The organism is Bacillus sp. FJAT-29814, assembly GCF_001510715.1.
Taxonomy (GTDB): Bacteria; Bacillota; Bacilli; order Bacillales; family Cytobacillaceae; genus Neobacillus.
The window spans coordinates 172,807-198,702 of record NZ_LMTJ01000004.1 but is presented as its reverse complement, the minus strand read 5'-3'; the positions used below and the strand labels follow the sequence as shown (position 1 = coordinate 198,702).

28 protein-coding genes are annotated in these 25,896 nt (G+C 49.1%); all 28 read left to right on the top strand.

Features of this window, described 5'->3' with window-relative positions; translation table 11 throughout:
* Complete coding sequence (locus tag AR334_RS11260; protein WP_066310075.1) at positions 1-1,044, top strand: L-threonylcarbamoyladenylate synthase; 1,044 nt, start codon at positions 1-3, stop codon at positions 1,042-1,044.
* 164 nt (positions 1,045-1,208) lie between these two features.
* Positions 1,209-1,766, top strand: coding sequence for a manganese efflux pump MntP family protein (locus tag AR334_RS11255; RefSeq protein WP_066310070.1), 558 nt, complete (start codon positions 1,209-1,211; stop codon positions 1,764-1,766).
* Positions 1,767-1,823: 57 nt separating this feature from the next.
* The gene (locus tag AR334_RS11250) at positions 1,824-2,267 is read left to right on the top strand and encodes a low molecular weight protein arginine phosphatase (RefSeq protein ID WP_066310068.1); all 444 of its coding nucleotides are present in this window, start codon (positions 1,824-1,826) and stop codon (positions 2,265-2,267) included.
* A gap of 155 nt (positions 2,268-2,422) precedes the next feature.
* On the top strand, positions 2,423-2,869 hold the full coding sequence (rpiB, locus tag AR334_RS11245; protein WP_066310065.1) for a ribose 5-phosphate isomerase B: 447 nt from the start codon (positions 2,423-2,425) through the stop codon (positions 2,867-2,869).
* A gap of 12 nt (positions 2,870-2,881) precedes the next feature.
* Positions 2,882-3,448, top strand: a complete 567-nt coding sequence (locus AR334_RS11240; RefSeq protein ID WP_066310061.1) for a TIGR01440 family protein — start codon at positions 2,882-2,884, stop codon at positions 3,446-3,448.
* Between the two features lie 146 nt (positions 3,449-3,594).
* Positions 3,595-4,836 (top strand): serine hydroxymethyltransferase, encoded by a 1,242-nt coding sequence (gene glyA / locus AR334_RS11235; protein WP_066310026.1) that lies wholly within the window; start codon positions 3,595-3,597, stop codon positions 4,834-4,836.
* A 173-nt stretch (positions 4,837-5,009) separates the two neighbouring features.
* Positions 5,010-5,639 carry a uracil phosphoribosyltransferase gene (gene upp / locus AR334_RS11230; protein WP_066310024.1) on the top strand — a complete coding sequence of 210 codons (630 nt, stop codon included), beginning with the start codon at positions 5,010-5,012 and terminating at the stop codon, positions 5,637-5,639.
* Between the two features lie 329 nt (positions 5,640-5,968).
* Positions 5,969-8,248 (top strand): S8 family serine peptidase, encoded by a 2,280-nt coding sequence (locus AR334_RS11225; protein WP_066310021.1) that lies wholly within the window; start codon positions 5,969-5,971, stop codon positions 8,246-8,248.
* A 387-nt stretch (positions 8,249-8,635) separates the two neighbouring features.
* The gene (locus tag AR334_RS11220; RefSeq protein ID WP_066310017.1) at positions 8,636-8,854 is read left to right on the top strand and encodes an AtpZ/AtpI family protein; all 219 of its coding nucleotides are present in this window, start codon (positions 8,636-8,638) and stop codon (positions 8,852-8,854) included.
* 6 nt (positions 8,855-8,860) lie between these two features.
* A complete protein-coding gene (locus tag AR334_RS11215) occupies positions 8,861-9,232 on the top strand; it encodes an ATP synthase subunit I (protein ID WP_066310015.1) in 372 nt (123 codons plus the stop codon).
* Between the two features lie 27 nt (positions 9,233-9,259).
* Positions 9,260-9,970, top strand: coding sequence for a F0F1 ATP synthase subunit A (gene atpB, locus AR334_RS11210; RefSeq protein ID WP_066310012.1), 711 nt, complete (start codon positions 9,260-9,262; stop codon positions 9,968-9,970).
* Positions 9,971-10,023: 53 nt separating this feature from the next.
* On the top strand, positions 10,024-10,236 hold the full coding sequence (atpE, locus tag AR334_RS11205) for a F0F1 ATP synthase subunit C (RefSeq protein WP_053368380.1): 213 nt from the start codon (positions 10,024-10,026) through the stop codon (positions 10,234-10,236).
* Positions 10,237-10,373: 137 nt separating this feature from the next.
* The gene (atpF, locus tag AR334_RS11200) at positions 10,374-10,931 is read left to right on the top strand and encodes a F0F1 ATP synthase subunit B (protein ID WP_066310011.1); all 558 of its coding nucleotides are present in this window, start codon (positions 10,374-10,376) and stop codon (positions 10,929-10,931) included.
* Positions 10,928-11,464 carry a F0F1 ATP synthase subunit delta gene (locus AR334_RS11195; RefSeq protein ID WP_066310006.1) on the top strand — a complete coding sequence of 179 codons (537 nt, stop codon included), beginning with the start codon at positions 10,928-10,930 and terminating at the stop codon, positions 11,462-11,464. The genes atpF and AR334_RS11195 overlap by 4 nt, the downstream gene beginning before the upstream one ends.
* Positions 11,465-11,488: 24 nt before the next feature.
* Positions 11,489-12,997, top strand: a complete 1,509-nt coding sequence (gene atpA / locus AR334_RS11190; protein ID WP_066310003.1) for a F0F1 ATP synthase subunit alpha — start codon at positions 11,489-11,491, stop codon at positions 12,995-12,997.
* A 96-nt stretch (positions 12,998-13,093) separates the two neighbouring features.
* Positions 13,094-13,951, top strand: a complete 858-nt coding sequence (gene atpG, locus AR334_RS11185; protein ID WP_066310001.1) for an ATP synthase F1 subunit gamma — start codon at positions 13,094-13,096, stop codon at positions 13,949-13,951.
* Between the two features lie 84 nt (positions 13,952-14,035).
* Positions 14,036-15,457, top strand: coding sequence for a F0F1 ATP synthase subunit beta (gene atpD / locus AR334_RS11180; protein WP_066309999.1), 1,422 nt, complete (start codon positions 14,036-14,038; stop codon positions 15,455-15,457).
* Positions 15,458-15,478: 21 nt separating this feature from the next.
* Entirely contained in the window at positions 15,479-15,883 is a 405-nt protein-coding gene (locus AR334_RS11175) for a F0F1 ATP synthase subunit epsilon (protein ID WP_066309997.1), read from the top strand.
* Positions 15,884-16,732: 849 nt separating this feature from the next.
* Positions 16,733-17,107, top strand: a complete 375-nt coding sequence (locus AR334_RS11170; protein WP_066309994.1) for an NADH-quinone oxidoreductase subunit A — start codon at positions 16,733-16,735, stop codon at positions 17,105-17,107.
* Positions 17,098-17,610: an NADH-quinone oxidoreductase subunit B family protein gene (locus AR334_RS11165; protein WP_066309991.1), complete on the top strand. Its 513-nt coding sequence runs from the start codon at positions 17,098-17,100 to the stop codon at positions 17,608-17,610. The genes AR334_RS11170 and AR334_RS11165 overlap by 10 nt, the downstream gene beginning before the upstream one ends.
* Positions 17,611-17,613: 3 nt before the next feature.
* On the top strand, positions 17,614-18,990 hold the full coding sequence (locus AR334_RS11160; RefSeq protein ID WP_066309988.1) for an NADH-quinone oxidoreductase subunit C: 1,377 nt from the start codon (positions 17,614-17,616) through the stop codon (positions 18,988-18,990).
* Positions 18,991-18,993: 3 nt separating this feature from the next.
* Positions 18,994-20,094 carry an NADH-quinone oxidoreductase subunit D gene (locus AR334_RS11155; RefSeq protein WP_066309983.1) on the top strand — a complete coding sequence of 367 codons (1,101 nt, stop codon included), beginning with the start codon at positions 18,994-18,996 and terminating at the stop codon, positions 20,092-20,094.
* Entirely contained in the window at positions 20,094-21,098 is a 1,005-nt protein-coding gene (nuoH, locus tag AR334_RS11150) for an NADH-quinone oxidoreductase subunit NuoH (RefSeq protein WP_066309980.1), read from the top strand. Before AR334_RS11155 ends, nuoH begins: the two co-directional genes overlap by 1 nt.
* A 106-nt stretch (positions 21,099-21,204) precedes the next feature.
* Entirely contained in the window at positions 21,205-21,624 is a 420-nt protein-coding gene (nuoI, locus tag AR334_RS11145) for an NADH-quinone oxidoreductase subunit NuoI (RefSeq protein WP_066309974.1), read from the top strand.
* Positions 21,621-22,145, top strand: a complete 525-nt coding sequence (locus AR334_RS11140) for an NADH-quinone oxidoreductase subunit J (RefSeq protein WP_066309969.1) — start codon at positions 21,621-21,623, stop codon at positions 22,143-22,145. The genes nuoI and AR334_RS11140 overlap by 4 nt, the downstream gene beginning before the upstream one ends.
* Complete coding sequence (gene nuoK, locus AR334_RS11135; protein WP_066309967.1) at positions 22,142-22,456, top strand: NADH-quinone oxidoreductase subunit NuoK; 315 nt, start codon at positions 22,142-22,144, stop codon at positions 22,454-22,456. The genes AR334_RS11140 and nuoK overlap by 4 nt, the downstream gene beginning before the upstream one ends.
* A gap of 64 nt (positions 22,457-22,520) precedes the next feature.
* Entirely contained in the window at positions 22,521-24,389 is a 1,869-nt protein-coding gene (gene nuoL / locus AR334_RS11130; RefSeq protein WP_066309964.1) for an NADH-quinone oxidoreductase subunit L, read from the top strand.
* Positions 24,386-25,891 carry a NuoM family protein gene (locus tag AR334_RS11125; RefSeq protein WP_066309961.1) on the top strand — a complete coding sequence of 502 codons (1,506 nt, stop codon included), beginning with the start codon at positions 24,386-24,388 and terminating at the stop codon, positions 25,889-25,891. Before nuoL ends, AR334_RS11125 begins: the two co-directional genes overlap by 4 nt.
* Positions 25,892-25,896 lie beyond the last annotated feature (5 nt).

The following is a 25,896-nucleotide window of genomic DNA, read 5'->3' as shown; positions in this document are numbered from 1 at the left end:
ATGGATACAAAAGTGTGGAAAGTGGATAAGTATGTGGATAAATTGGAGAGTAATCCACAAGTTGTGGATGCCGCCGATTTTTTGCGGGATAATGAAGTGGTGGCGATGCCGACGGAGACCGTTTATGGCCTTGCTGGAAATGCCGAAAGCGATGAGGCGGTGGCAAAAATTTTTGCTGCCAAGGGTCGGCCTGGGGATAATCCGTTAATTATTCACATTGCCGATCGCGGTCAGTTGGATGGATTTGTGGCGGAGGTTCCCGAGACGGCTTCGGTGCTGATGGATGCGTTTTGGCCCGGGCCGCTGACGATTATTTTTAAAAAGAAGGATGGAGTGTTGTCGGAAAAAGCGACGGCTGGCCTAGAGACGGTGGCGGTACGGATGCCAGATCATCCGGTAGCTTTGGCGCTCTTGCGGGTGTCCGGCCTGCCGATTGCCGCACCTAGCGCGAACAGTTCGGGGAAACCGAGCCCGACGACTGCTAGACACGTGCTCGATGATTTGGCTGGAAAAATTGCCGGTGTTGTTGATGGCGGGCCGACCGGCGTTGGCGTGGAGTCGACGGTGGTCGATTGCACGGAGGGTATTCCGGTGATTTTACGCCCGGGCGGAGTGACAAGGGAGCAGTTGGAAGCGGTGGTTGGCGAGGTTCGGGTCGACCCGGCGCTGGCAGGCGAAGGTTCGCGGCCGAAATCGCCGGGGATGAAGTACACCCACTATGCGCCGAACGCACCCCTGTATTTGGTGTCAGGCAGCAGGGAGTTTTTGCAAGAGCTGGTGGCGGAAAAGCGTGTTGAAGGCTTGCGGGTCGGGGTGCTGGCGACCGAAGAGTCGGCGGAGCGGTATGACGCGGACGTCGTCCTGGCCTGCGGGAAGCGGGCGGAGCTGGAGACGGTGGCAGCCGCACTCTATGATGTGTTGCGCAAGTTTAATGCGCATGGTGTCGATGTCATTTTTAGCGAAATGTTCCCGGTGGATGGCGTCGGGCATGCGATCATGAACCGGCTGCAGAAAGCGGCGGGGAATAAAGTAATTGTTGAATGAGTGCGAGATGGGCACCAAGTTCCTTTTTTTATGAGGGGCTTGGTGTTTATTCTTTTTTTGGGGGCCCTCAGACGAGCACCTACATCCATTTCCCCCCATTCAGCTTCTAAATCACTTTGGACGTGCATATGCTTAATTAGTTAGTCCAAGGGGTGAAGGCAAAAATGGCAGGGATGGTTGGTGAAATTGTAACACTCATCTTGATGGCGGCGGCACTGGGAATGGATGCGTTCTCGGTGGGGCTTGGCATGGGAATGTACAAGCTGCGACTGCGCAAGATTTTTGAAATTGGAATCACAATCGGGCTGTTTCACGTGATGATGCCGCTCGCTGGAATAACGGCAGGAAGATTTTTGTCGGAAAAGTTTGGCGCCCTGGCCACGTTTATTGGCGGACTGTTGCTCGTTGTGCTGGGCCTGCAGATGATTTGGGCGAGTCTGAAAAAGGATGATGAAAAAGTCATTACCCCGGTTGGTGTTGGCTTGCTATTGTTTGCCCTCAGTGTCAGCCTAGATAGCTTTTCGGTAGGGCTGACCCTTGGGATTTACGGCGCCAAGACGGTGCTGGTGCTTTTGTGCTTCGGCATTATGGCTACCGTGCAAACATGGGCGGGCCTCCTCCTTGGCCGAAAGGTGCGCGGCTGGATTGGCTCTTACAGCGAGGCGTTGGGCGGGGCGATCCTGCTCGGGTTTGGGGTTAAGTTGATTATGATCTTCTGGTAACAGGGGGTTTGGATTTAGAAGAAAGTGTTTTATAATAGGGAAAAAGGGGGTGTCATTTTGCAGCATCGAATTCTTTTTGTTTGCACGGGAAATACGTGCCGCAGTCCGATGGCCGAGGCGATTTTGAAGCATAAAGGGCTTGAGGGAATTGAAGTGAAGTCCGCAGGGATTTATGCGGCATCCGGCAGCGAGGCATCGCCCAACGCAAAACAGGTGCTTGATGACAACAACATTTCCCATAACCATCGCTCGACTCTATTGTCACGAGACGAGGTGGACTGGGCCGACTTGATTTTAACAATGACAGCCTCGCATAAATACGCGATCGGGCAGCAGCATCCGCGGGCGATTGAAAAAACTTTCACCCTAAAGGAATACGTTGACGAGCCCGGGGATCCAGATGTCAGCGACCCGTATGGCGGCAGTAAGACCACCTACGAATATACCTATAAGCAACTTGAAAAACTGATCGACAAAGTGATTGAAAAATTGAAGCAATAACAGGCCTCCTTAAGTGAAAAGGGGGTTTTTTATTTGCACTGCGCCTCGTCAATCGCTCAGGTCCGAGAGTTGCCATTATTTACACTTGTCCCTTTATATTTTTGCGACGCTATGTCAAAATTAAGGGTATGAATGATTGACAGGGGGTAGTTTTAATGAGAGTAGCATTGGCATCTGATCATGGCGGAATAAACATCCGTAAGGAAATCGCCAGCCTGATGGATGAATTGAAGATTGAATATGTGGATTTTGGCTGTGATTGTGAGACATCGGTCGATTATCCAGACTATGCGCTGCCGGTTGCGGAAAAAGTGGCGAGCGGTGAATTTGACCGCGGAATCCTGATTTGCGGCACCGGCATTGGCATGAGCATTGCCGCCAACAAGGTGAAAGGCATTCGCTGCGCCCTTGTGCACGATACATTTAGTGCGAAAGCAACCCGAGCTCATAATGACAGCAACATGCTTGCGATGGGCGAGCGCGTGATCGGTCCCGGCCTGGCACGGGAGATTGCCCAAATTTGGCTAACCGGGGAATACGAAGGCGGCCGCCACGCCAACCGCGTTGGAAAAATTACCGAGTATGAAAACAAGCACCTCTAGGGGGCAAGACTTATGATTGAAAAATGGGAAACCGAACTGGAACAACTGTTGACAGAGTTTAAAGAACAGGCATCGCTCATGGCGGGCCAGCTGTTGGTGGTCGGCTGCAGCACAAGCGAGGTCATTGGTGAGCGCATCGGAACAGCCGGCACCTTGGAAGTGGCGGAAATGATCTTTCGCCAGCTACGGAAACTTCAGGCCGCCACCGGGATTCACCTAGCGTTTCAATGCTGTGAGCACCTGAATCGGGCGCTTGTGCTGGAGCGGTCCGTTGCTTTGCAGAGAGGCTATGACGAGGTGTCAGTTGTACCGGTCCGCAATGCCGGCGGGGCGATGGCCACCTATGCGTTTGAAAAATTGGACGACGCGGTTGTGGTCGAATTTATTAAGGCCGAGGCGGGGATCGATATCGGCCACACGTTAATCGGTATGCACTTGAAGCATGTTGCCGTCCCGGTCCGTGTCAAGCAGAAAACCGTTGGACACGCCTATGTGACGTTGGCGAAAACGCGTCCAAAGCTCATCGGCGGCACTCGAGCGGTATACGAACGAAACAAGGAAAATACGAGCTGCAGCTAATTGGGGAATTCTTTTTTAAAAAGAAAACACGAACATTAATTGTGATAATTTAGAAAACTTCCGTGTGTACGAAAACTGAAAACCCTGATACAATAAAGAAGGAATTTTCACACATTTTGATTTATACATAATGGGGGGATTGGAGCATGAAGCATTTGTCTAAAGCGGACGAGCAGGTTTTTCAAGCGATTCAGCAAGAATTGGGCCGTCAGCGTTCAAAAATTGAATTGATTGCCTCAGAAAACTTTGTCAGCGAAGCGGTTATGGAGGCGCAAGGATCTGTTTTAACCAATAAATACGCAGAAGGCTATCCGGGGCGCCGTTATTATGGCGGCTGCGAGTATGTCGATATCGTCGAGGATTTGGCCCGCGAGCGCGCTAAGCAAATTTTTGGAGCGGAATACGTCAATGTTCAGCCGCATTCTGGCGCCCAGGCGAACATGGCAGTTTACTTCACCATCCTTGAGCAGGGAGACACAGTGCTCGGCATGAACCTGTCCCACGGCGGCCACTTGACACACGGTAGCCCGGTCAACTTCAGTGGTATTCAATATAACTTTGTTGAATATGGTGTTGATGCGGAAACACACCGCATCGATTATGAGGATGTTCGCACGAAAGCACTTGAGCACAAGCCGAAGCTGATTGTCGCTGGGGCTTCTGCCTACCCACGTGAAATCGATTTTGCCAAGTTCCGTGAAATCGCGGACGAGGTTGGCGCTTATTTAATGGTCGACATGGCGCACATCGCTGGTCTGGTGGCAGCTGGCCTGCACCAAAATCCGGTGCCATATGCCGATTTTGTTACGACCACAACCCATAAAACCCTTCGCGGTCCGCGCGGCGGGATGATTCTTTGCAAAGAAGAATGGGGCAAGAAAATCGACAAATCGATTTTCCCTGGCATTCAGGGCGGTCCGCTCATGCACGTGATTGCCGCGAAGGCCGTGGCCTTTGGCGAAGCACTGCAGGACAGCTTTAAAGAGTATGCAGGTAAGATTATCGCCAATGCCCAACGCTTGGCCGAGAGCCTGCAGGGTGAAGGCCTGAAGCTTGTTTCTGGCGGTACGGACAACCACTTGCTGCTTGTGGATGTGACGACGCTTGGTTTGACAGGAAAAGTCGCTGAAAAAGTGCTCGACGAAATCGGGATTACCGTTAACAAAAATACGATTCCGTTTGACCAGAACAGTCCATTCGTGACCAGCGGCATCCGCATCGGGACAGCAGCTGTCACTAGCCGCGGCTTTGGTCTAGAAGACATGGACGAAATTGCTTCGATCATCGCGTTTACGTTGAAAAATCATGAAGATGAAGCCAAGCTTGACGAGGCACGGGGACGTGTTGACGCGTTAACAAGCAGATTTACGCTTTATCCGGAATATTAACAGCAGGAATCGGCCTTACTAATAGTGAGGCCGATTTTTTTGGATTTGAGGAGACCGAGGCCAGGTGATTTTTTTGAAAAATCTAACTTAGGGTTATGAGTTGCCCATAGTGTGTTTTTTCTGTAAAATGAGACGACTGTATAAATCTAAATTTAATAAAAGGGGCGATGATTGTGGCCAAGGTGTACGTTTTTGACCATCCACTCATTCAGCACAAACTTACTTACATACGCGACAAACATACCGGCACAAAGGAGTTTCGCGAGCTTGTTGACGAGGTTGCTACGTTGATGGCGTTTGAAATCACGAGAGACATGCCGCTTGAAGAAACTGACATTGAAACCCCTGTGTGCCCAACGAAGTCGAAGATTTTGTCCGGGAAAAAGATCGGCCTCGTTCCGATTTTACGCGCTGGCATCGGCATGGTGGACGGAATCTTGAAATTGATTCCGGCGGCGAAAGTCGGTCATATCGGCTTATATCGCGATCCGAAGACACTGAAGCCGGTTGAATATTATGTGAAGCTGCCAAGCGACGTTGAAGAGCGTGATTTCATCGTTGTGGACCCGATGCTGGCAACAGGCGGTTCCGCAGTTGAAGCGATTAACAGCTTGAAAAAGCGCGGTGCCAAAAATATCAAATTTATGTGTTTGATTGCCGCCCCGGAAGGTGTCGAGGTAGTGAAAACGGAGCACCCTGACGTCGACATTTACATTGCCGCTTTGGACGAAAAGCTGAACGACCACGGCTACATCGTGCCAGGACTGGGCGACGCTGGAGATCGGTTATTCGGAACGAAATAATTTTAAAGAAAAGTTACCTAAGCCAGGCTGAGAAGCGCCTGGCTTTTTTTGTGGGGAAAATGGGGGATGTAAATAAATCTGATAACTTGTAAATAAAAGAGGGAAAGGTGTAAATAAGTTTAAAAAGATGTAAAAAAATAAGGAAAGTTGTAAATAAAACTGTAAAAGTCGTAAATAAATTTGCGAAGGGTCAAGATAGGTGGGAAAAGTGGCCAGCAAAAACCTGAACCAACCAGAAAATCACAAAACCAGACCAGAAAACCGCACTATATCCCCGCATACTTTCCCCGCCCGATGAAAAGGATATCTAAAAAGGGGAAATTTCCATCATGAAACTGCTTCTTGCATTTATTTTAGCTTTGCAAACCTCAATAACCCTCACAACCACACATACACGCAGCCTGAATCATCCGCCGATTCCGAAAACATCAACGGAAAAAACCGTGGCGATTGTGATGTTGGACCAACCTCAGTCCGAACAGGAAATCAAACAGCTGCTGCAACCCTATAAAAACATCAAACTGAGACGAATTTTTCAAGAAGCGCTTAACGGGTTTTCCGTTGAAGGGAGCCCAGAGCTAATCGACCAGCTCGCAAAACAAGCCACGGTTACCCATGTTTCGCCCGTGTCCGAGTACCGGGTGGAAACAGAAGAAAGTGTCAAAATCATTGGCGGCCATGGTGCGCGCGGTATTTTTTCAAAAAAGAATGAGCGGCTGACTGGAAAGGGTGTAACGGTGGCGGTGATTGATACCGGTGTCGATTATACCCACCCCGACCTGCGGCGAAGCTATGGGGGCGGGCACGACTTGGTTGACAATGACGACGACCCGATGGAGACACTTACGGCCGGGCATGCGACGATTCATGGCACCCATGTGGCTGGCATTATTGCCGGTAATGGAAAAATCATGGGCGTCGCGCCAGAGGCAAAAATCCTAGCATACCGGGCACTTGGTCCGGGAGGCGGCGGCACGACGGAACAGGTATTGGCGGCGATTGAACAGGCCATTAAAGATAAGGTCGACATTATGAACCTGTCGCTCGGGAACAGCATCAACGGTCCGGACCTGCCGATCAGCCAGGCGCTGGACAATGCGGTCGACAAAGGGATTGTTGCAGTGGCGGCGTCGGGTAATTCCGGTCCGAATGTTTGGACCGTCGGTTCCCCGGGGACATCAACTAAGGCGATATCCGTCGGGGCCTCGACCCCGACAATGGGCATTCCGCATTTATTAATAGAAGGAATCCGCGAACCGGTTGTGGTCCAGCCGATGGAAGGCTCGGCGGAATGGAACCTTGACCGCTCGCTTCAGTTGGTTGACGGCGGGTTCGGCAAAAGGACGGAGTTAAAGAACGTTCAGGGGAAAATTGTCCTGATGAAACGGGGCCAAATAACCTTTCAGGAAAAAGCTGAAAATGCCAGAGAGGCGGGGGCACGGGCCGTAATTGTTGCCAACAACATGAGCGGCAGCTTTATCGGCAATTTAGATTCGTCCACCGATATTCCGATTGGGGCAATCACCAAGCGTGAGGGGGAAATTTTACGAAAAGAACTTAAGGCGAAGGAGCTGGGGGCAAGGGTTACGGTCAAGGAGGAACGGGACAGGATGGCGGACTTTAGCTCGCGCGGGCCGGTGACCGAAACATGGGAAATTAAGCCCGACCTTGTCGCTCCGGGAGTGGCGATCAATTCGACAGTTCCGGGCGGGTATTTGTCGCTGCAGGGGACGAGCATGGCCGCACCGCATGTCGCCGGTGCCTGTGCGTTAATTAAGCAGGCTCACCCCGACTGGTCACCCGAGCAAATCAAGGCAGCGCTGATGAATACGGCAAAACCGTTGGTGAAGGGGGAAGCTGGGACCAACGGCGGGTCCAGCCCCAAGATTAAGATTGACCTGGGTAAAAAGGACCCTGCCCCAACCTCTGCCCCATATTACCGTACCTATGAGCAAGGGGCAGGTCGAATTCAGGTCGATGAAGCAATCAAGACACAATCGCTCGTTACACCGGGTAGCATCCGGTTTGGAAAATTTACTGACAGCAGCAATGTCCATACGGCCGTGCTGCAGGTTGAGAATGTGGGGGGCAAGCCACAGCGCTATTCCTTTGAGGTTCCTCAGCATGTTGCTGGATTGGAATGGCGGATGCCGCTGTCCTTCACGCTTGGGCCGGGAGAAACTCGGGATGTGAAAGTGGAGCTTGCCGTTGACCCGATGGTTTTTAAGGAAAAAATCCACGATGGCTTTCTTAAATTGCAGGCGGGGTCCGAGACTATTCATGTCCCGTTTTTATATGTGTTGGAGGAGCCGGGGTATCCGAGGATTATGGGCTTTGACTTTGGCGAAGGGGATCAGCCGGGAACTTATCGCTATGAGGTTTATGTCCCGGGCGGAGCGGAGGAGTTTGGCATCGCGCTGTTCAACCCGAATGATTACCGTTTCATTGGCTATCTCGACACTAGCACCAACGTTAGAAAGGGGTTAATCCAAAAGGAATTCAACGAGGCAGACCTGCCGTACAAAGGAACCTTCCTGGCCAAAGTCTTCGCCAAAAAGGCCGGCAAGGAAGACTTCATCGAAACCATGATCTTCATCGGAGGCCCCTAAAATCAGGGCCTCTGCTTGGGAAATAAAACTGAAATTAAACATATCCACAAATTCACATTGTTAGAATTATCCACATTGGTGCCTGACACCAAACTGAAAAGTTCACAAAATAGACACAAATTAGTCAAATTACAGCCATTTTTTCCAATAAAATAAAAGTGATGTAAGTCACAGTAAATTGGTAAAAGTTTCGGGAAATTGTTTGTGGATTAATTCACGTAAATTCATTGACATTGCTGGGTGCCTATTGTATGCTAACAAAGGGTGTAAATGATAGGGTTTTCATAGGAATTCTGCCATTTTTACCTGCCGCAAAGCCGGCAATTCTAATTCCCAATTACCACTTTACATAGCACTTCATTCTCTGATCGTGAGGATGATTTTCTTATGAAAAAAGACCGCAATCCATTTACGGCGATGGCTCTTATGTCCACGATTCTCGCCAGTCTGGCTGGATGCACCTTAGTCGGTGTTTTTGCTGGCAAGTGGCTGGATAAGCACTGGGACACAGAACCAATTTTCTTAATAATCGGATTGTTCATTGGGCTTGCCGCAGGCATATACTCGATGTTGGTGTCAGTCCGTCATTTCTTTTCAGGAGATTAAGCAGCCATGCCCGAATTACAAGCGATGTTCTCGAGACAACGAAGATGGATCTTTTATTTATTGTCTATTTATGTACTTGGCTGGGGGTTCACCGCTTACAAATCAATCTTTTTGGGGTTGATTTTTGGGACGAGTTTGAGCCTTTTTAATTTGTGGTTAATGGTCAGAAAAACGGATCAATTCGGCGAAAAAGTCCTGCAAAGGAAAAAAGTCCGCTCGCTTGGCTCATTTTCAAGAATGGCAACAGGGGCACTCGCTGTTGTCGTAGCGATGAGGTATCCTGAAGAGTTTCACCTCATCAGCGTGGTTATAGGATTAATGACATCCTATATTGTCATTATGATAGATTTTTTTATACACTCAGTAAAAAATACATAAATAGCGGGGGAAGCGAGGTGAATACTGTTGCATCATGAAAATCCGATAGTTACATTTCTGGGTCTCCAATTTAACCTGGCAAACGTGTTAATGATTACGGTTGCGTCTGCAATTGTCTTTTTACTTGCCGTTTTGTCAACAAGACGACTGGCGATGAAGCCGACAGGCATGCAAAACTTCATGGAATGGATCATGGATTTTGTGAAAAATATCATCAACAGTACAATGGATTGGAAGGATGGCGGCCGGTTCCATGTACTTGGAATCACCATCATCATGTATATCTTTGTGGCGAATATGCTGGGACTTCCATTTGCTGTCGTGATTGACGGCGTACTATGGTGGAAATCTCCAACCGCCGATCCAGCGGTTACGCTGACACTGGCAACATTAATCGTGGGTCTGTCCCACTACTATGGCGTTAAGCTGAAAGGAACAGCCGCTTACGGTAAGGAATTCTTTAAACCGTTTTGGTTCATGTTCCCGATTAAAATTATCGAGGAGTTTGCGAATACTCTGACTCTCGGTCTCCGTCTTTACGGTAACATTTACGCGGGTGAGATTCTGTTGGGATTACTCGCCGGCGGGCTAGCTACTGGTGTGGGCGGGACAATCGCCGCAATCTTACCGACGCTGGCATGGCAAGGTTTCTCTGTTTTCGTAGGCGCAATCCAAGCGTTTATCTTTACAATGTTAACAATGGTGTACTTGTCTCACAAAGTGAGCAGCGACCATTAATATAAACCCAATAAAATTTATTTATTCATACATTTAAAGGAGGAAATTTTCTAATGGGTCTTTTAGCAGCAGCAATTGCAATCGGTTTAGCCGCACTAGGTGCAGGTATTGGTAACGGTCTTATCGTATCTAAAACAGTTGAAGGTATCGCACGTCAGCCAGAAGCTCGTGGTATGCTTCAAACAACAATGTTCATCGGGGTAGCGTTAGTTGAGGCGATTCCGATCATCGCGGTTGTTATCGCGTTCATGGTTCAAGGTCAATAATCAACGCTTACGTTGGTCAAAAAATGGCGAAGATCATTCGTGAGAACCTTCGCCATTCGTTTATGTCTTTTAGAGGTGCGGCCATTAGTCGCGAAATTATTTTTTAAAAATGAAAATAATCGATCTGATATAGAGGAATGACTCTTGAAGGGAGTGAACCCGAGGTGTTAACTACAAGCAGTCTAGTTTTAGGTGCTGCGGCTGAACACAGTGGAATTAATACTGGTGATATCGTGTTCCAGCTTGCGATGTTTATCGTGTTAATGCTCTTGCTCAAAAAGTTTGCATGGGGTCCGTTGATGGGCATCATGAAACAGCGTGAAGAGCACGTGGCTGGCGAAATCACAGCCGCGGAAAATAGCCGCAAAGAAGCAGCAAAACTATTGGAAGAACAACGCAATCTTTTAAAAGAAGCGCGCAACGAAGCGCAATCTATGATGGAAAATGCGAGAAAGCAAGGCGATGTGCAGCGTGAAGAAATCATTGCCGCCGCCCGTGCAGAAGCAGAGCGCTTGAAAGAGGGCGCGAAGCTTGAAATCGAGCAGCAGAAGGAAAAAGCAGTTGCAGCGATTCGCGAACAAGTGGCTCATCTTTCAATTTTGGTTGCCTCTAAGGTAATTGAGAAAGAATTGAATGCAGCCGACCAAGATAAACTCATTAACGAATACATTCAAGAGGCGGGAGATATCCGATGAGCAGCTCGATGGTAGCAAAACGCTATGCGCTTGCTCTTTTACAAATCGCCAAAGAACAGCGGCTTCTGACTGAGTTAGAGGCGGAGCTTCGTGTTGTTAAGGAAGTCCTCCAATACACACCGGAGCTAAATGCTGTCTTGAAATCTTCCAAGCTTACGATTGATAAGAAAAAAGAGATTGTGACGCAGGCATTTGCAGCAGTTAATCAGTATGTGTTAAATACTTTGTTGATTTTGATTGACCGCCACCGTGAAGGCGAAATCGTCAATGTGGCAAACGAATACATTGAGCTGGCCAATCAGGAACTGGGTATTGCCGAGGCTGAAGTGACAAGCACTCGTCCGCTTTCTGACGCGGAACGCCAGGCATTATCGGCTGTTTTTGCTGCAAAAATTGGCAAGAGCTCACTGAAGATTGAAAACTACGTGGATTCCGAGTTGCTCGGAGGCTTAAAGCTTCGCATCGGAAATCGTATATATGACGGGTCATTGCGTGGCAAGTTAGACCGTCTTGAAAGAAAATTGTTAGGCTAAGAATCATAGATAGGGGTGAAACTCATGAGCATCAAAGCTGAAGAAATCAGCGCCCTGATAAAAAAGCAAATTGAAAACTATCAGGCAGAAATTCACGTGACCGATGTTGGTACTGTTATCTCTGTCGGTGACGGTATCGCACGTATTCATGGCCTTGACAATGTCATGGCTGGAGAACTTGTTGAATTCGCAAACGGCGTTATGGGCATGGCACAAAACCTTGAAGAAAATAACGTCGGTATTATCATTCTTGGACCTTTCACTGAAATTAAAGAAGGTGACGAGGTTCGTCGTACAGGACGCATCATGGAGGTTCCGGTTGGTGAGGAACTAATTGGACGTGTTGTTAACTCATTGGGACAACCAATTGATGGCATGGGTCCAATCAATGCGAAAAAAACCCGCCCTGTTGAGCAAGTAGCGACAGGCGTTATGGCTCGTAAATCCGTTCATGAGCCTCTGCAAACTGGTATTAAAGCGATTGACGCCCTTGTGCCAATCGGACGCGGCCAGCGTGAGTTGATCATCGGTGACCGTCAAACTGGTAAAACATCCGTTGCCATCGATACAATCATCAACCAAAAAGGTCAAGACATGATTTGTATCTATGTAGCGATCGGACAAAAAGAATCAACTGTACGTAACGCGGTTGAAACTCTTCGTAAAAACGGTGCGTTGGAATACTCCATCGTTGTGTCTGCATCTGCATCACAGCCTGCTCCAATGCTGTTCTTGGCACCATATGCAGGGGTTGCTATGGGTGAAGAGTTCATGTTCAACGGCAAGCACGTATTAATTGTATATGATGACTTAACAAAGCAAGCATCTGCTTACCGTGAACTTTCCTTGTTACTTCGCCGTCCTCCAGGCCGTGAAGCATATCCAGGGGATGTTTTCTACTTGCACTCACGCTTACTTGAGCGCGCTGCAAAATTAAATGATTCACTTGGTGGCGGTTCGATCACAGCATTGCCATTTATCGAAACACAAGCAGGTGACGTTTCTGCTTATATCCCAACAAACGTTATCTCCATCACTGATGGACAGATTTTCTTGCAATCCGACCTATTCTTCTCCGGTGTACGTCCAGCGATCAACGCAGGTCTTTCCGTATCCCGTGTAGGTGGTTCGGCGCAAATCAAGGCAATGAAGGCAGTTGCCGGTACACTTCGTCTTGACCTTGCTTCTTACCGTGAACTTGAGGCGTTTGCTCAGTTCGGTTCTGACCTTGATAAAGCGACACAAGCAAAGCTTGCTCGTGGTGCCCGTACTGTTGAGGTTCTGAAGCAAGATTTGAACAAGCCGCTTTCTGTTGAGAAGCAGGTTGCAATCCTTTACGCATTAACACGCGGATTCCTTGATGATATTCCATTGCAGGACATTCGTCGTTTTGAGTCTGAATTCCATAATTGGTTAGACCACAACCGCAAAGACCTGTTAGACCATATCACGAAAACGAAGAACCTTCCGGCTGACGAAGATATGGCTGAAGCAATCAACGCCTTCAAAAAGACGTTTGCCGCTTCTGAATAATAGAGTCTAATTTTTAGAATGGCTTTGGGTGGGCGATTGCGTATTCGCGTCGTTCCCCGAGCCCAACATTTCTTTAAATGAGGGTGGTGAGAACCAATGGCATCATTACGCGATATTAAAAATCGGATTAATTCGACGAAAAAGACGAGTCAGATTACCAAAGCGATGGAGATGACCTCGGCAGCGAAGTGGAACCGCGGCGTCCTGAATGCGAAATCGTTCGTGCCTTATATGGAAAAAATCCAGGAGGTTACGGCATCGATCGCAATCGGCGCAGGCGGCGTAGTTCATCCAATGCTGCAGCATCGTCCGGTAAAAAAGACCGGCTATATCGTCATGACATCCGACCGTGGACTGGCTGGAGCGTTCAACAGTAACGTCATCCGTAAAGTCCATCAAACAATCCAAAGTCGTCATAAATCGAATGATGAGTTCGCCATCATCGCCATCGGCCGGGTTGCGCGTGACTTTTTTGTCAAGCGCGGCTATAACGTAGCGCTGGAAATCGTCGGGGTTTCCGACCAGCCAAGCTTCCAGGACATCAAAGACTTGACAAGCGCAACCGTTGGCATGTTCGAGGACAGCACATTCGATGAACTATATATCTATTACAGTCACTATATCAGCGCGATTTCACAGGAAGTTACCGAGAAGAAGCTACTTCCGTTAACGGATCTGACAACTTCTCACAAGCTCACTTCCTATGAATTTGAGCCGAATGCCGAAGAGATTCTCGAAGTTCTCCTGCCGCAATACGCAGAGAGCTTGATTTACGGTGCCCTGCTTGACAGCAAAGCCAGTGAGCATGCTGCCCGGATGACCGCGATGCGCAACGCTACCGATAACGCCAGCGAACTGATTCGCAGTTACACGCTGAGCTACAACCGCGCGCGCCAAGCCGCCATCACACAGGAAATCACCGAAATCGTCGGCGGCGCCGCAGCGCTTGAGTAGAGCTGGACAATGATTTTTGAAAAATAAATGTTCGTTTTTACTATACAGGTTTGGTTTTAACAGAGTAAGTTAGGAGGGAAAACGATGAGCAAAGGACATGTTCTTCAGATTATGGGTCCGGTTGTTGACGTTAAGTTTGAAAATGGTCATCTGCCTGCGATCTATAATGCATTAAGAATTGTCAATAAAGCACACAATGCGTCAGAGGTTGATATCGACTTAACCCTTGAAGTCGCTCTTCATCTAGGTGATGACACGGTTCGTACAATCGCGATGTCATCTACTGACGGGCTAGTTCGCGGGTTGGAGGTAGAGGACACGGGCAGACCGATTTCTGTACCGGTTGGTAATCCTACATTAGGCCGTGTATTTAACGTGTTAGGTGATGTAATCGACCTTAAGGAAGAAATTCCAGCAAGCGAGCGCCGTGATTCGATACACCGCGAAGCACCAACATTTGAAAATCTTTCTACACAGGTAGAACTTCTTGAAACGGGTATTAAAGTAGTAGACTTGCTTGCTCCGTACATTAAGGGTGGTAAGATTGGCCTGTTCGGTGGTGCCGGTGTAGGTAAAACCGTATTAATTCAGGAGTTAATCAACAACATCGCCCAAGAGCACGGCGGTATTTCCGTATTCGCCGGCGTTGGCGAGCGTACTCGTGAAGGAAACGACCTGTATCATGAAATGACAGATTCAGGCGTTATCAGCAAAACAGCGATGGTATTCGGTCAGATGAACGAGCCGCCGGGAGCACGTATGCGTGTTGCCTTGACTGGTTTGACCATGGCTGAATATTTCCGTGATGAGCAAGGACAAGACGTGTTGTTCTTCATCGATAACATCTTCCGTTTCACGCAAGCAGGTTCCGAGGTTTCCGCGCTACTTGGCCGTATGCCATCTGCGGTAGGTTACCAGCCGACACTTGCTACGGAAATGGGTAAATTGCAAGAGCGTATTACATCTACTAACGTAGGTTCTGTTACATCCATCCAAGCGATTTACGTACCAGCCGATGACTATACTGACCCGGCTCCAGCAACAACTTTCGCGCACTTGGATGCAACAACAAACCTTGAGCGTAAGCTTTCTGAAATGGGTATCTACCCTGCGGTGGATCCACTTGCTTCAACTTCTCGTGCATTAACACCTGAGGTTGTTGGCGAAGAGCACTACGAGGTAGCTCGTAAAGTGCAGCAAACATTACAGCGTTACCGTGAATTGCAGGATATCATCGCAATCCTCGGTATGGATGAACTTGGTGACGAGGACAAGTTAGTCGTGCACCGTGCCCGCCGAATCCAGTTCTTCTTATCACAAAACTTCCACGTTGCTGAACAGTTCACTGGTCAGCCGGGTTCATACGTTCCTGTTAAGGAAACAGTTCGCGGATTCAAGGAAATCCTCGAAGGTAAATATGACCATCTTCCAGAAGATGCGTTCCGTCTTGTCGGCCGCATTGAAGATGTGGTTGAAGCCGCAAAACGCATGGGCGTAGAGGTTTAATCCTGTCAGGGAGGGTAAAAAATGAAGACGATGAAAGTCAGTGTTGTATCTCCCGATGGCCCGGTGTATGAATCAGATGTGGAAATGGTTAGTACAAAAGCTCTTACCGGTGAGCTAGGGATTTTGCCTGGTCACGTGCCGATGGTCGCTCCGCTCGAAATTGGCTCTGTCCGCCTGAAAAAGGATGGCAAAACCGAGTTTATCGCCGTCAGTGGCGGATTTCTCGAGGTTCGCCCGGATCAGGTGACCGTGTTGGCACAGGCTGCTGAAATGGCATCTGCGATCGACGTGGAACGCGCCTCTAGAGCGAAGGAACGTGCCGAGCAGCGAATGAAGGATGCGAAACTCGAGCATATCGATTTCAAGCGTGCCGAGCTAGCGCTGCGCCGTGCCATCAATCGTTTGACGGTAGCGGAAAGTAAATAATTTCTAAATTTTTGCTCGGGCAACCGAGTTTATAGGAAAACCCCTTTGGCTGGCTTTTTGGAGTCGGCTGGAGGGGTTTTTTGTGTTGTTGGACTGATTGACCATAATAATCGGGAATCTGACCAGAAAACTTGTTAAAGCGACCAATAAATTTGTTGAAGTGACCAATAAATGTTGCATTCTGACCAATAATATTCGTAAAATGACAAGAATCATCCACAACTTTGATCAAAGAAAGTAGAAAGGGGTGCTATGAGGTCAGCCGCGCGGCCAAGTTCTGTGAGTTTTGGACCAGTTTTGCGTTATTTTGAATGAATTGAGTGCTGCTGAATAAAATTGTAGGGTGAAGGGTTGGGTGTGACGAACGCTTTTCTCGGTGAAATTGGTGTACGGCGGCTTTTTCCCGACGTTTTGGTTTTGTTTTTAAAAAAAGACACGTGAAATTATGAACAAATATTAACAATTCTCACTGACAGGGTTGACGGTTTGTTATTATAGTAGTAAGGTATCCGAATTTTTTAGCATGTACATAGGGCAATTCGCATTTGCTGCACAAATGCTCAGGGGTGGGAGGCTTTTGTCTCTTGACAAGGATAGTGAAAATTTGAATTTTAGTGCCATGTGCCTACACACATTGCGCTTCAGATACCGCTTCAGATTGCAAAATTCTCTAGTTTTCCACCCTTTTGTGAGCGAGCTCACAAGGGCAAAAAAATAGCAAATTTTGCGGCGAATAGAATTCAAATTTTAACTGGTTTGGCTTGTCGACACAAGTTTGTAACAATGCTATAATGAATTCGGTTACAATATTCATTAGTATGAAAATTTACAACATTGGAGGGGATAGACATGGAACTTTTAAATGTATATCAGAATAATTATCTGATAGTGTTTGTGTTTCTGTGTCTTGGGGTTTTGCTGCCAGTGGTGGCATTATATTTGGGGAAGCTTCTGCGTCCGTCTAAGCCCAGCGACGCGAAGATGACCACATATGAGAGCGGTGTTGAACCTTTTCACGATTCACGTGTGCAGTTCAATGTCCGCTATTATATTTTTGCCCTGATGTTTGTTATTTTTGACGTAGAAACAGTATTTTTATATCCATGGGCGGTGGCCTATGACAAGCTGGGCGTATTTGCATTGATCGAAATGTTAATTTTCGTGGTTATGCTGTTAATCGGCCTGGTTTATGCTTGGAAAAAGAAGGTGCTACGATGGATTTAAAACTGGATGGCATTACCGATTTGGAATTGAAAGAGTTGCAGCAGAATGTATTTATGACTTCGCTGGAGCAAGTGAAGGCCTGGGCGCGAAGCAGTTCGCTGTACCCGGTGACATTTGGTCTGGCTTGTTGTGCGATTGAAATGATGGGTGTCGGTGCGGCGCACTATGACCTTGACCGGTTTGGCTCGTTCTTCCGTCCATCGCCGCGTCAGTCCGACTGCATGATTGTGTCCGGTACGGTGACGAAAAAAATGGCGCCGATTTTGCGCCGGTTGTATGACCAAATGCCGGAGCCGAAATGGGTAATCGCGATGGGTTCATGTGCGACGGCCGGCGGTCCGTATGTCAAATCGTATTCCGTGGTTAAGGGTGTCGACCAGATTGTTCCGGTTGATGTATATATTCCAGGCTGTCCTCCGAATCCGGCTGCTTTAATTTATGGCATTAATAAGTTAAAGGAAAAGATTCGCTACGAGGCGAAGACTGGGAAGAAGGTGACCTGATAAATGAGCGGGGAAAAAGATCTCGAACAATTGAAGCGGGAGGCCGTGGCCAAGGCAAAGGCCGAGGCAGCTGCAAAGCGTGCAGCCCGGGCAGCGGCTCAAGGGTCTAGCGACAAGCCTGCTGAAGCGCCTAAGGCTGAGGTGAAGCCTGAACCACCTAAGGCACCGGAAGCTCCGGCAGCAGGCGGGGATGCGGATGATCTTGCCAAGAAAAAGGCGGCGGCAGCAGCGAAAGCAAAGGCCGCAGCTTTAGCTAAGAAAAAGCGCGAGGGAATCGTGGAAGAGGAGCCAGCAACGGTAGAGGTTCCAAAAGTGGAGGAGCTAGCGGTAGAGACAGCAGCGGAAGCGGGCTCGGACTCAGACGATCTCGCTAAGAAGAAGGCAGCGGCTGCAGCAAAAGCGAAAGCGGCAGCATTAGCGAAAAAGAAACGCGAAGGAATCGCAGACGAAACGGATTCACCGGCGGCAGAAGCGAGCGGTGCGGCTTCTGATGACGCCGATGACCTTGCCAAGAAAAAGGCAGCAGCAGTAGCGAAAGCAAAAGCAGCGGCAGCGGCCAAACGCAAAGCGATGGAGCTTGCGGGCGGCGCGGATGCGGGCGTAAGCGCAGCGGACGAAGCGGAGCCAGCTGGAGACGACGCCAAGGCGAAAGCGGCAGCGGCGGCAAAAGCAAAGGCGGCAGCAGCAGCCAAGGCGAAAGCAGCGGCAGCGGCCAAAGCGAAGGCAGCCCGTGAAGGCGGAGCAGAAGAGCCGGCCGGTGACGATGAAAAAGCCAAAGCGATCGCCGCAGCGAAAGCTAAGGCGAAAGCGGCAGCAGCAGCGAAGGCAAAAGCAGCCGCAGCAGCAAAAGGTGGCGCAGCGGGAGCCTCAGACGCAGCTGAAACAGCAGCGGCCCAACCATCACCGAACCAGCCATACTTAGATAAGTATCTCAAGGTAATCGGAGAGAATATGGGACCTGATGTTCTCGAAGATTCTTATATTAATAAACTCTCAAAGGATGTTCCAACTCTAGTGGTCAAGCGCGAGCAGTACTACAAGCTGGCTCAATTTTTGAAATATAATGAGCTGTTGGGATTTGACTACATGTCAGAGCTTCATGGGACAGACTTTGAAACACATATGGAAATTTATGTTCACTTATACTCATACCGAAACCGTCAATCGGTCGCTGTCAAAGTGAAGATTGACCGTGATGACCCGACAATCGAATCCTTGCAGCCAATCTGGGCAGGCGCAGACTGGCCAGAATGTGAAGCGTACGATTTACTTGGCATTAAATTTACCGGACATCCGAACTTGCATCGGATTATGCTTGGCGAAGATTGGGTTGGCCATCCACTAAGAAAAGACTATGAGCCTTATGATGTGGAGGTATAGCCAATGATCAAAACAGAAGAAATGATGCTCAACGTCGGTCCTCAGCATCCGAGTACCCACGGCGTGTTCCGGCTCGTGGTCAAACTGGACGGGGAAATTATTACCGACGCCCAGCCTGTCATCGGCTATTTGCACCGCGGAACGGAAAAATTGGCGGAAAACCTGCAATACACGCAAATCATTCCGTACACCGACCGGATGGACTACCTGTCGGCGATGACGAACAACTATGTCATCTGCCACGCCGTTGAAACGATGATGGGCATTCAGGTGCCGGAACGGGCCGAATACTTGAGGGTAATTGCGATGGAACTCGGACGGGTGGCGAGCCACCTCGTGTGGTGGGGCACCTACTTGCTCGACCTTGGGGCGACGAGTCCGTTTATTTATGCGTTCCGTGAACGTGAAATGATTATCAATATGCTGAACGAGCTTTCCGGTGCCCGCCTGACGTTCAACTATATGCGCGTTGGCGGCGTCAAGTGGGATGCTCCAGAAGGCTGGATTGAAAAAGTAAGAGACTTTATCCCGTACATGCGCGAGCAGCTTGCCGGCTACCACAGCCTTGTGACCGGGAATGAAATTTTCTTGAACCGGGTAAAAGGTATCGGGAAATACACGAAGGAAGATGCGATTCATTACTCGTTGAGCGGGGTAAACCTGCGCTGTACCGGCGTGAAATGGGACCTGCGCAAGGATGAGCCGTATTCGATTTACGACCGATTCCAGTTCGAGGTGCCGACACGTGAGGGCGGCGACGCTTGGGCTCGCTACCAATGCCGTATGGCGGAGGTCGAGGAATCCCTAAAGATCCTCGAGCAGGCTGTCGAACAATTCCCGGCGGAAGGCGCAATTCTCGCCAAGGTGCCAAAAATTATCAAGGCGCCAAAAGGGGAAGCATATGTCCGTATCGAGTCACCGCGCGGCGAAATCGGCTGCTACATTTACAGCGACGGGAAAAAAGAACCGTACCGCATGAAGTTTAGAAGACCATCGTTCTACAATTTGCAAATTCTTCCGAAGCTGTTGAAGGGAGAAAACATCGCGAATATGATTGCGATTTTGGGAGCGATTGATATTGTTCTTGGAGAGGTGGACGGCTGATGATACAAGATATGCTGCAGTCGAGTCCCGGATTATTTAACTTTTTGATTTTCTTTGTTTTAGGACTTGTCCTGTTATTGGTCATTTTGGGGTTCGTAACCTTCGGTATTTTGGCGGAGCGGAAGGTGTTGGGGTATATCCAGCTCCGGCACGGCCCGAACCAGCTCGGCGGCCGCTTCGGGTTGCTGCAGACGGTAGCGGACGTCTTAAAGCTTTTATTAAAAGAAGATATTATTCCGAAATTAGCTGACCGTCCGATGTTCATTTTGGCACCGGTCATTGCTTTCGCACCATCCTTCATGGTTGTGGCGGCGATTCCATTTACGGATCATTTGCAGTTTGCCGACATCGGCGTCGGGCTGCTGTATTATGTGGCCGTTTCCGGGATGACCGTGTTTGGCATGCTGCTAGGCGGTTGGGCCTCTAACAACAAGTACTCGCTGTTAGGGGGCGCACGGGCGACGGCACAGATGATTTCGTATGAAATTCCGCTGGTCATGTCGGTGCTTGGTGTCGTGTTATTGTCAGGCAGCTTGAACTTGAATGAGATTGTCCATGCGCAGGAGCACGGCTGGTTCATTTTGCTGCAGCCGATTGGGTTTATTGTGTTCCTGATTGCAGCGACCGCAGAGTTAAGCCGGATTCCGTTTGACCTGCCAGAATCGGAGTCGGAGCTTGTTGCCGGTTACCATACCGAATACACTGGATTCCGCTGGGCGTTCTTCATGCTCGCCGAGTATGTGTACTTGTTTGCGATGACATCATTAATCGTCGTGCTGTTCTTCGGGGGCTGGCTCGCGCCAATTGGATTCCTCGACTTCATACCGGGGTCCGTCTGGTTTGCCTTGAAATTTAGCGCCGTCCTGTTTCTCTTCCTGTGGTTCCGTGCCACATTCCCGCGGATGCGCGCAGACAAACTGATGGAATTCGCCTGGAAAGTGTTGCTGCCAGTAGCGCTGGGGAACATTTTCTTGACTGCGATTATTAAATCATTGTTCTTTTAAAAAAAGTTTTTGGTGTCAGGCACCAGCCGTGGACACTGTCCACGTGGGGTGGACATCCTGGCGTGTATCAATATAAGCTTGAAAATTTTTAAAAGGGGTGAAAGACGTGCTTGGATTAGCGAAAGGCTTGAAGTATACCCTGAAGCAGTTAACGCGCGAGAAGGTTACGTATGATTATCCGAATGAGCCGCTGCCGCTGCCGGATCGGTTCCGCGGTATTCAGAAGTTCTATCCGGAAAAATGTATTGTGTGTAACCAGTGTGCAAATATTTGTCCGACGGAGTGCATTCAGCTGACTGGCAAGAAGCATCCGGACCCGACGAAAAAAGGGAAAATTATCGATACGTACGATATTAACTTTGAAATCTGCATTCTTTGTGACCTGTGCACGGAGGTGTGCCCGACAGAGGCCATCGTTATGACAAATAACTTTGAGCTTGCTGAGTACAGCCGTGACATGTTATTTAAAAACCTTGAGTATTTGGATGAAAACGACGAAAACGTACGGCAGGTGAATAAAGCATGACCTTAACAGGTGAATTTTTCGCATTTATGGCCTTGGCGCTTGTGGCGATCATCGGCGGCGTGCTTTTACTTAACCTGAACAAAGTCGTTCACATGGTCGTGGCCTTAATTTTTACATTTGTCAGTATCGCCGGAATCTACGTCCTGCTGTCGGCGGAATTCATCGCTGCGGTCCAGGTGCTGATTTATTCCGGAGCCATCACCATCATCATGCTATTCGCCATCATGTTGACGAAGCCGTACGATGATGAAAGCAGTGAATCAAAAGGCGGCAGGCTGAGAAATGTCCTTCTGTTCCTTGGGGTTGTCGGGTTTGCCTTTGCGGTGTATATCGGCATTTACAATTTCCCAATCGATCAGACGCCTAGCGACTTGCATGTCAATAATACGCTGGAAATCGGCAAGGCGCTATACTCACGATTTATTATTCCATTTGAATTAGTATCCGTATTGCTGTTGGCTGCCTTGGTCGGCGCGATTATTTTGGCAAAACGGGAAGATAAGGAGGCGGACAAGGAATGAGTTCAGTCCCCGCTTCAGCCTTCTTGGCATTGGCACTCATTTTATTCTGCATCGGCCTGTACGGTGCGTTAACGAAGAAAAATACGGTTATCGTGTTAATTTCTATTGAATTAATGCTGAACGCCGCTAATATCAATCTCGTAACTTTCAGCAAATACGGGCTGAATCCAAACATCGACGGACAGGTCTTCGCCCTCTTCGCAATGGCCGTTGCCGCGGCGGAAGCAGCCGTTGGCCTTGCAATCCTGATGGCACTGTACCGCAACAAGAGAACCGTCAACATTGATGAAATGGATTCAATGAAGAACTAACATAAAGTAATTTCTACAAATTTGGGGTGGGAAGTTCTCCACTCAAAATTAAGGGGATTTGATAATGATGGAAAATGCATGGCTTATACCGCTTTTCCCGCTATTATCGTTTTTGATCCTTCTTCTGATCGGTAAGCGGCTGAAGGAGGCGAGTGCGTATGTGGGGATTCTCTTCACGCTGGCGTCGCTGGTCTTCTCGATTCTCGTCCTGTTCGAGCGCTTTTCGGAGCCAACCTTCCTCAAGAAGTTTGACTGGCTCACGATAGGAGATCTGCATCTAACAGCGGGTTTTGAAGTGAATCAATTGAATGCATTAATGCTGTTTATCGTATCGCTTGTCAGTTTCCTCGTACATACATACTCAAAAGGGTATATGCACGGCGACGAGCGGATGCCAGTATTCTATGCTTATTTAGGACTCTTTACGTTTGCGATGCTCGGCTTGGTCATTTCGCCAAACCTGCTGCAAACTTACATCTTCTGGGAACTGGTCGGTGTCGGTTCGTTCCTGTTAATCGGTTTTTATTTTTACAAAGAAGAAGCGAAGGCCGCTGCAAAAAAGGCCTTCATCATGACCCGGATTGGCGACGTGGGTCTCCTCATCGGGATGATCTTGCTGTTCTGGCAAACGAAAAGCTTTGAATACAGCGAAATTTTCCAAGCCGTTGAGGCTGGCGCTGTATCGAACACGATGCTGACATTGACCGCCATTCTCATCTTCATCGGGGCGATTGGTAAATCAGGTCAGTTCCCGCTCCACACCTGGCTTCCGGACGCGATGGAAGGTCCGACACCAGTTTCGGCTCTCATCCACGCCGCAACGATGGTTGCTGCCGGGGTGTACTTGGTAGCGGCACTATTCCCGCTGTTCAGCGCAAGCCCGACGGCGATGCTCACCGTGGCGACGGTCGGGGCGTTCACCGCGATTTTCGCTGCCAGCATCGGCTTGGTGCAAACGGATATTAAGCGAGTCCTCGCGTATTCAACCGTCAGCCAGCTAGGCTACATGATGTTGGCGCTCGGCTCTGCCGGCTATGTCGCCGGGGTGTTCCACCTGATGACACACGCGTTTTTCAAGGCGCTTCTTTTCCTGGCAGCCGGTTCGGTAATCCATGCGGTACATACGCAGAATATCGAGGAAATGGGCGGCCTATGGAAAAAATTAAAGCTGACCGGACCGTTGTTCTTGATCGGCACGCTGGCCATCTCCGGGGTTCCGGGATTATCCGGTTTCTTTTCGAAAGACGAAATTTTAGTTGCGGCATGGGAAGGCGGCCATCCAGTGCTGTTCCTGTTAGCGTTAATCGCGGCGTTTATGACCGCATTCTATATGTTCCGCCTGTTCTTCATGGTGTTTACCGGAGAATCTCGCGGACAACAGAAAAATGTGCACGAATCACCATCCGTGATGACCATGCCGATGGTTGTACTCGGCGTACTCGCTGTCATCGCCGGTTATGTGAACACGCCATGGTTCGGTTCCTTCCTCGGTGACTGGTTGGTTGACGGCAACGAAGCCCTCGGCCACGGCCATATCGAAGGCCCAATCTGGATTATGATCGCTGCCACCGTCATTTCCTTAGCGGGAATCTACTTGGCATGGCTCATTTACGGCAAACGCTCGATTGCCCGCGACTGGCTCAGCGGTCAAGGCGGCATGCTGTATACCGTTTTATACAACAAATATTACATTGACGAGTTCTATCAAAAGACTGTGATTGCTTTTACAAACGTCTTCAGCTATCTGCTGCGCTTCATTGACACCTTCATTGTCGAAGGCATCGTCAAGGGCGTCGCAGGAATTGTCCAAGGTCTTGGGGCGACGGGCTCCAAAATGCAGACCGGCCGCACGCAGACGTACGGTACGGTGGCGTTTGTCTCACTTGCGGTGCTCGCAGTCATCTTTGCGTTAACAGGGGGGTATTTACGATGAATCTATCATGGGTACTGACAACACTCGTATTCTCCCCTTTGGCAGGAATTGCCGTTCTAGCGCTGCTGCCAAAAACACAGGAAAAATTGATCAAGCTAATCGGATTTCTGGCCACGCTGCCGCCATTGGCACTTGGGCTTGCTGCCTACTTGCATTTCCTTGACGGCAAAGAATTGTCCGATTTCGCCGTGTCGACCGAGTGGATTCAGTTCCGCGGCATGAACGTCAATGAGCCGATTTACTCGGTTTATTACGAGCTTGGCTTAAGCGGATTTCAACTGCTGCTAGTTGTCTTGACTGCAGTAGTCGCGACGCTGGCGGCGATTGCGGCCAGATACGTAAAGAAAGAATGGAAAGGGTTTTTCATGCTGTTCTTGCTGCTTGAAATCGGCATGCTCGGTGTGTTTACCGCAGAAAACTTGATTCTGTTCTTCCTATTCTTTGAGATTACGCTGATTCCAACCTTCTTCCTGATTGGGAAATGGGGTTATTTTGAAAAAGAAAAAGCCGCTTACAGCTTCTTAATCTACAACGGATTGGGTTCTGCGGTATTGTTAATCGTCATCATGATTCTATTTGCCAAAACAGGCACGACCAATATCGACCTCTTGGCCAATATCATGACCGACGAAACGGCACCTTTATCCGGAGCATTGAAGCTTGGCTTGTTGATTTCGTTATTGGTTGCTTTCGGCGTCAAACTGCCGATTTTCCCATTGCACAGCTGGATGCTGCGCGTGCACGTGCAGGCGCCTCCTGCCGTGGTTATGATTCACTCTGGGATTCTATTAAAAATCGGTGCCTACGGGTTGATCCGCTTCGGAATGGGGATTTTTCCAGAACAGTTTGAAACGCTGGCCGTGGCGATTGCCATCCTTGGCGTGATAAACCTGTTGTACGGAGCGTTCCTGGCATTCATTCAAACCGATTTCAAAATGGTGCTCGCCTATTCTTCGATTTCCCACATGGGAATCGTGCTAATTGGACTTGCGGCGATGAACGAAGCTGGAATCCAGGGAGCGATTTTTCAAGTGATTTCTCACGGATTGATTTCAGCATTATTGTTCTTCCTTGTCGGCGTCTTGTACGAGCGTACCGATACATCGCTGATCGACAACCTTGGCGGACTGGCCAAGGGGATGCCGATTGCAGCCGGGTTTCTGCTCGCTGCTGCGATGGCATCGCTCGGGCTGCCGGGCATGTCCGGATTCGTTAGCGAATTCATGGCCTTCCTCGGCTTGTTCCGCGAGCTACCTTGGATTGCCGCAGTCGGATGCATCGGCATTATCATGACCGCCGCCTACCTGCTGCGGGCCGTGCTTGGCATGACCTACGGAAAGGCGCACCGCGAATTTGTCGGGGTGGCTGACCTAAAAGGCGTTGAATTCGTGCCGGTTATCGTATTAATGCTGTTAATCGTGTTAATTGGTGTTTACCCAAGTGTCCTTAGCTCGCCGCTTCAAGCCACACTTGAGACGCTCATGCTTGGGTTAGGAGGGTGATGAAG

Bases quoted from the DNA above. Each gene is read 5' to 3' on its own strand.
- AR334_RS11260 (WP_066310075.1), top strand. From the start codon at position 1: ATGGATACAAAAGTGTGGAAAGTGGATAAGTATGTGGATAAATTGGAG.
- atpF (WP_066310011.1), top strand. From the start codon at position 10,374: ATGACTCTTGAAGGGAGTGAACCCGAGGTGTTAACTACAAGCAGTCTA.
- AR334_RS11170 (WP_066309994.1), top strand. From the start codon at position 16,733: ATGGAACTTTTAAATGTATATCAGAATAATTATCTGATAGTGTTTGTG.
- nuoH (WP_066309980.1), top strand. From the start codon at position 20,094: ATGATACAAGATATGCTGCAGTCGAGTCCCGGATTATTTAACTTTTTG.
- AR334_RS11175 (WP_066309997.1), top strand. From the start codon at position 15,479: ATGAAGACGATGAAAGTCAGTGTTGTATCTCCCGATGGCCCGGTGTAT.
- AR334_RS11225 (WP_066310021.1), top strand. From the start codon at position 5,969: ATGAAACTGCTTCTTGCATTTATTTTAGCTTTGCAAACCTCAATAACC.
- atpA (WP_066310003.1), top strand. From the start codon at position 11,489: ATGAGCATCAAAGCTGAAGAAATCAGCGCCCTGATAAAAAAGCAAATT.
- glyA (WP_066310026.1), top strand. From the start codon at position 3,595: ATGAAGCATTTGTCTAAAGCGGACGAGCAGGTTTTTCAAGCGATTCAG.
- AR334_RS11195 (WP_066310006.1), top strand. From the start codon at position 10,928: ATGAGCAGCTCGATGGTAGCAAAACGCTATGCGCTTGCTCTTTTACAA.
- rpiB (WP_066310065.1), top strand. From the start codon at position 2,423: ATGAGAGTAGCATTGGCATCTGATCATGGCGGAATAAACATCCGTAAG.
- atpD (WP_066309999.1), top strand. From the start codon at position 14,036: ATGAGCAAAGGACATGTTCTTCAGATTATGGGTCCGGTTGTTGACGTT.
- AR334_RS11125 (WP_066309961.1), top strand. From the start codon at position 24,386: ATGAATCTATCATGGGTACTGACAACACTCGTATTCTCCCCTTTGGCA.
- atpE (WP_053368380.1), top strand. From the start codon at position 10,024: ATGGGTCTTTTAGCAGCAGCAATTGCAATCGGTTTAGCCGCACTAGGT.
- AR334_RS11160 (WP_066309988.1), top strand. From the start codon at position 17,614: ATGAGCGGGGAAAAAGATCTCGAACAATTGAAGCGGGAGGCCGTGGCC.
- AR334_RS11140 (WP_066309969.1), top strand. From the start codon at position 21,621: ATGACCTTAACAGGTGAATTTTTCGCATTTATGGCCTTGGCGCTTGTG.
- nuoK (WP_066309967.1), top strand. From the start codon at position 22,142: ATGAGTTCAGTCCCCGCTTCAGCCTTCTTGGCATTGGCACTCATTTTA.
- atpG (WP_066310001.1), top strand. From the start codon at position 13,094: ATGGCATCATTACGCGATATTAAAAATCGGATTAATTCGACGAAAAAG.
- AR334_RS11215 (WP_066310015.1), top strand. From the start codon at position 8,861: ATGCCCGAATTACAAGCGATGTTCTCGAGACAACGAAGATGGATCTTT.
- nuoL (WP_066309964.1), top strand. From the start codon at position 22,521: ATGATGGAAAATGCATGGCTTATACCGCTTTTCCCGCTATTATCGTTT.
- AR334_RS11155 (WP_066309983.1), top strand. From the start codon at position 18,994: ATGATCAAAACAGAAGAAATGATGCTCAACGTCGGTCCTCAGCATCCG.
- AR334_RS11165 (WP_066309991.1), top strand. From the start codon at position 17,098: ATGGATTTAAAACTGGATGGCATTACCGATTTGGAATTGAAAGAGTTG.
- AR334_RS11220 (WP_066310017.1), top strand. From the start codon at position 8,636: ATGAAAAAAGACCGCAATCCATTTACGGCGATGGCTCTTATGTCCACG.
- AR334_RS11240 (WP_066310061.1), top strand. From the start codon at position 2,882: ATGATTGAAAAATGGGAAACCGAACTGGAACAACTGTTGACAGAGTTT.
- AR334_RS11255 (WP_066310070.1), top strand. From the start codon at position 1,209: ATGGCAGGGATGGTTGGTGAAATTGTAACACTCATCTTGATGGCGGCG.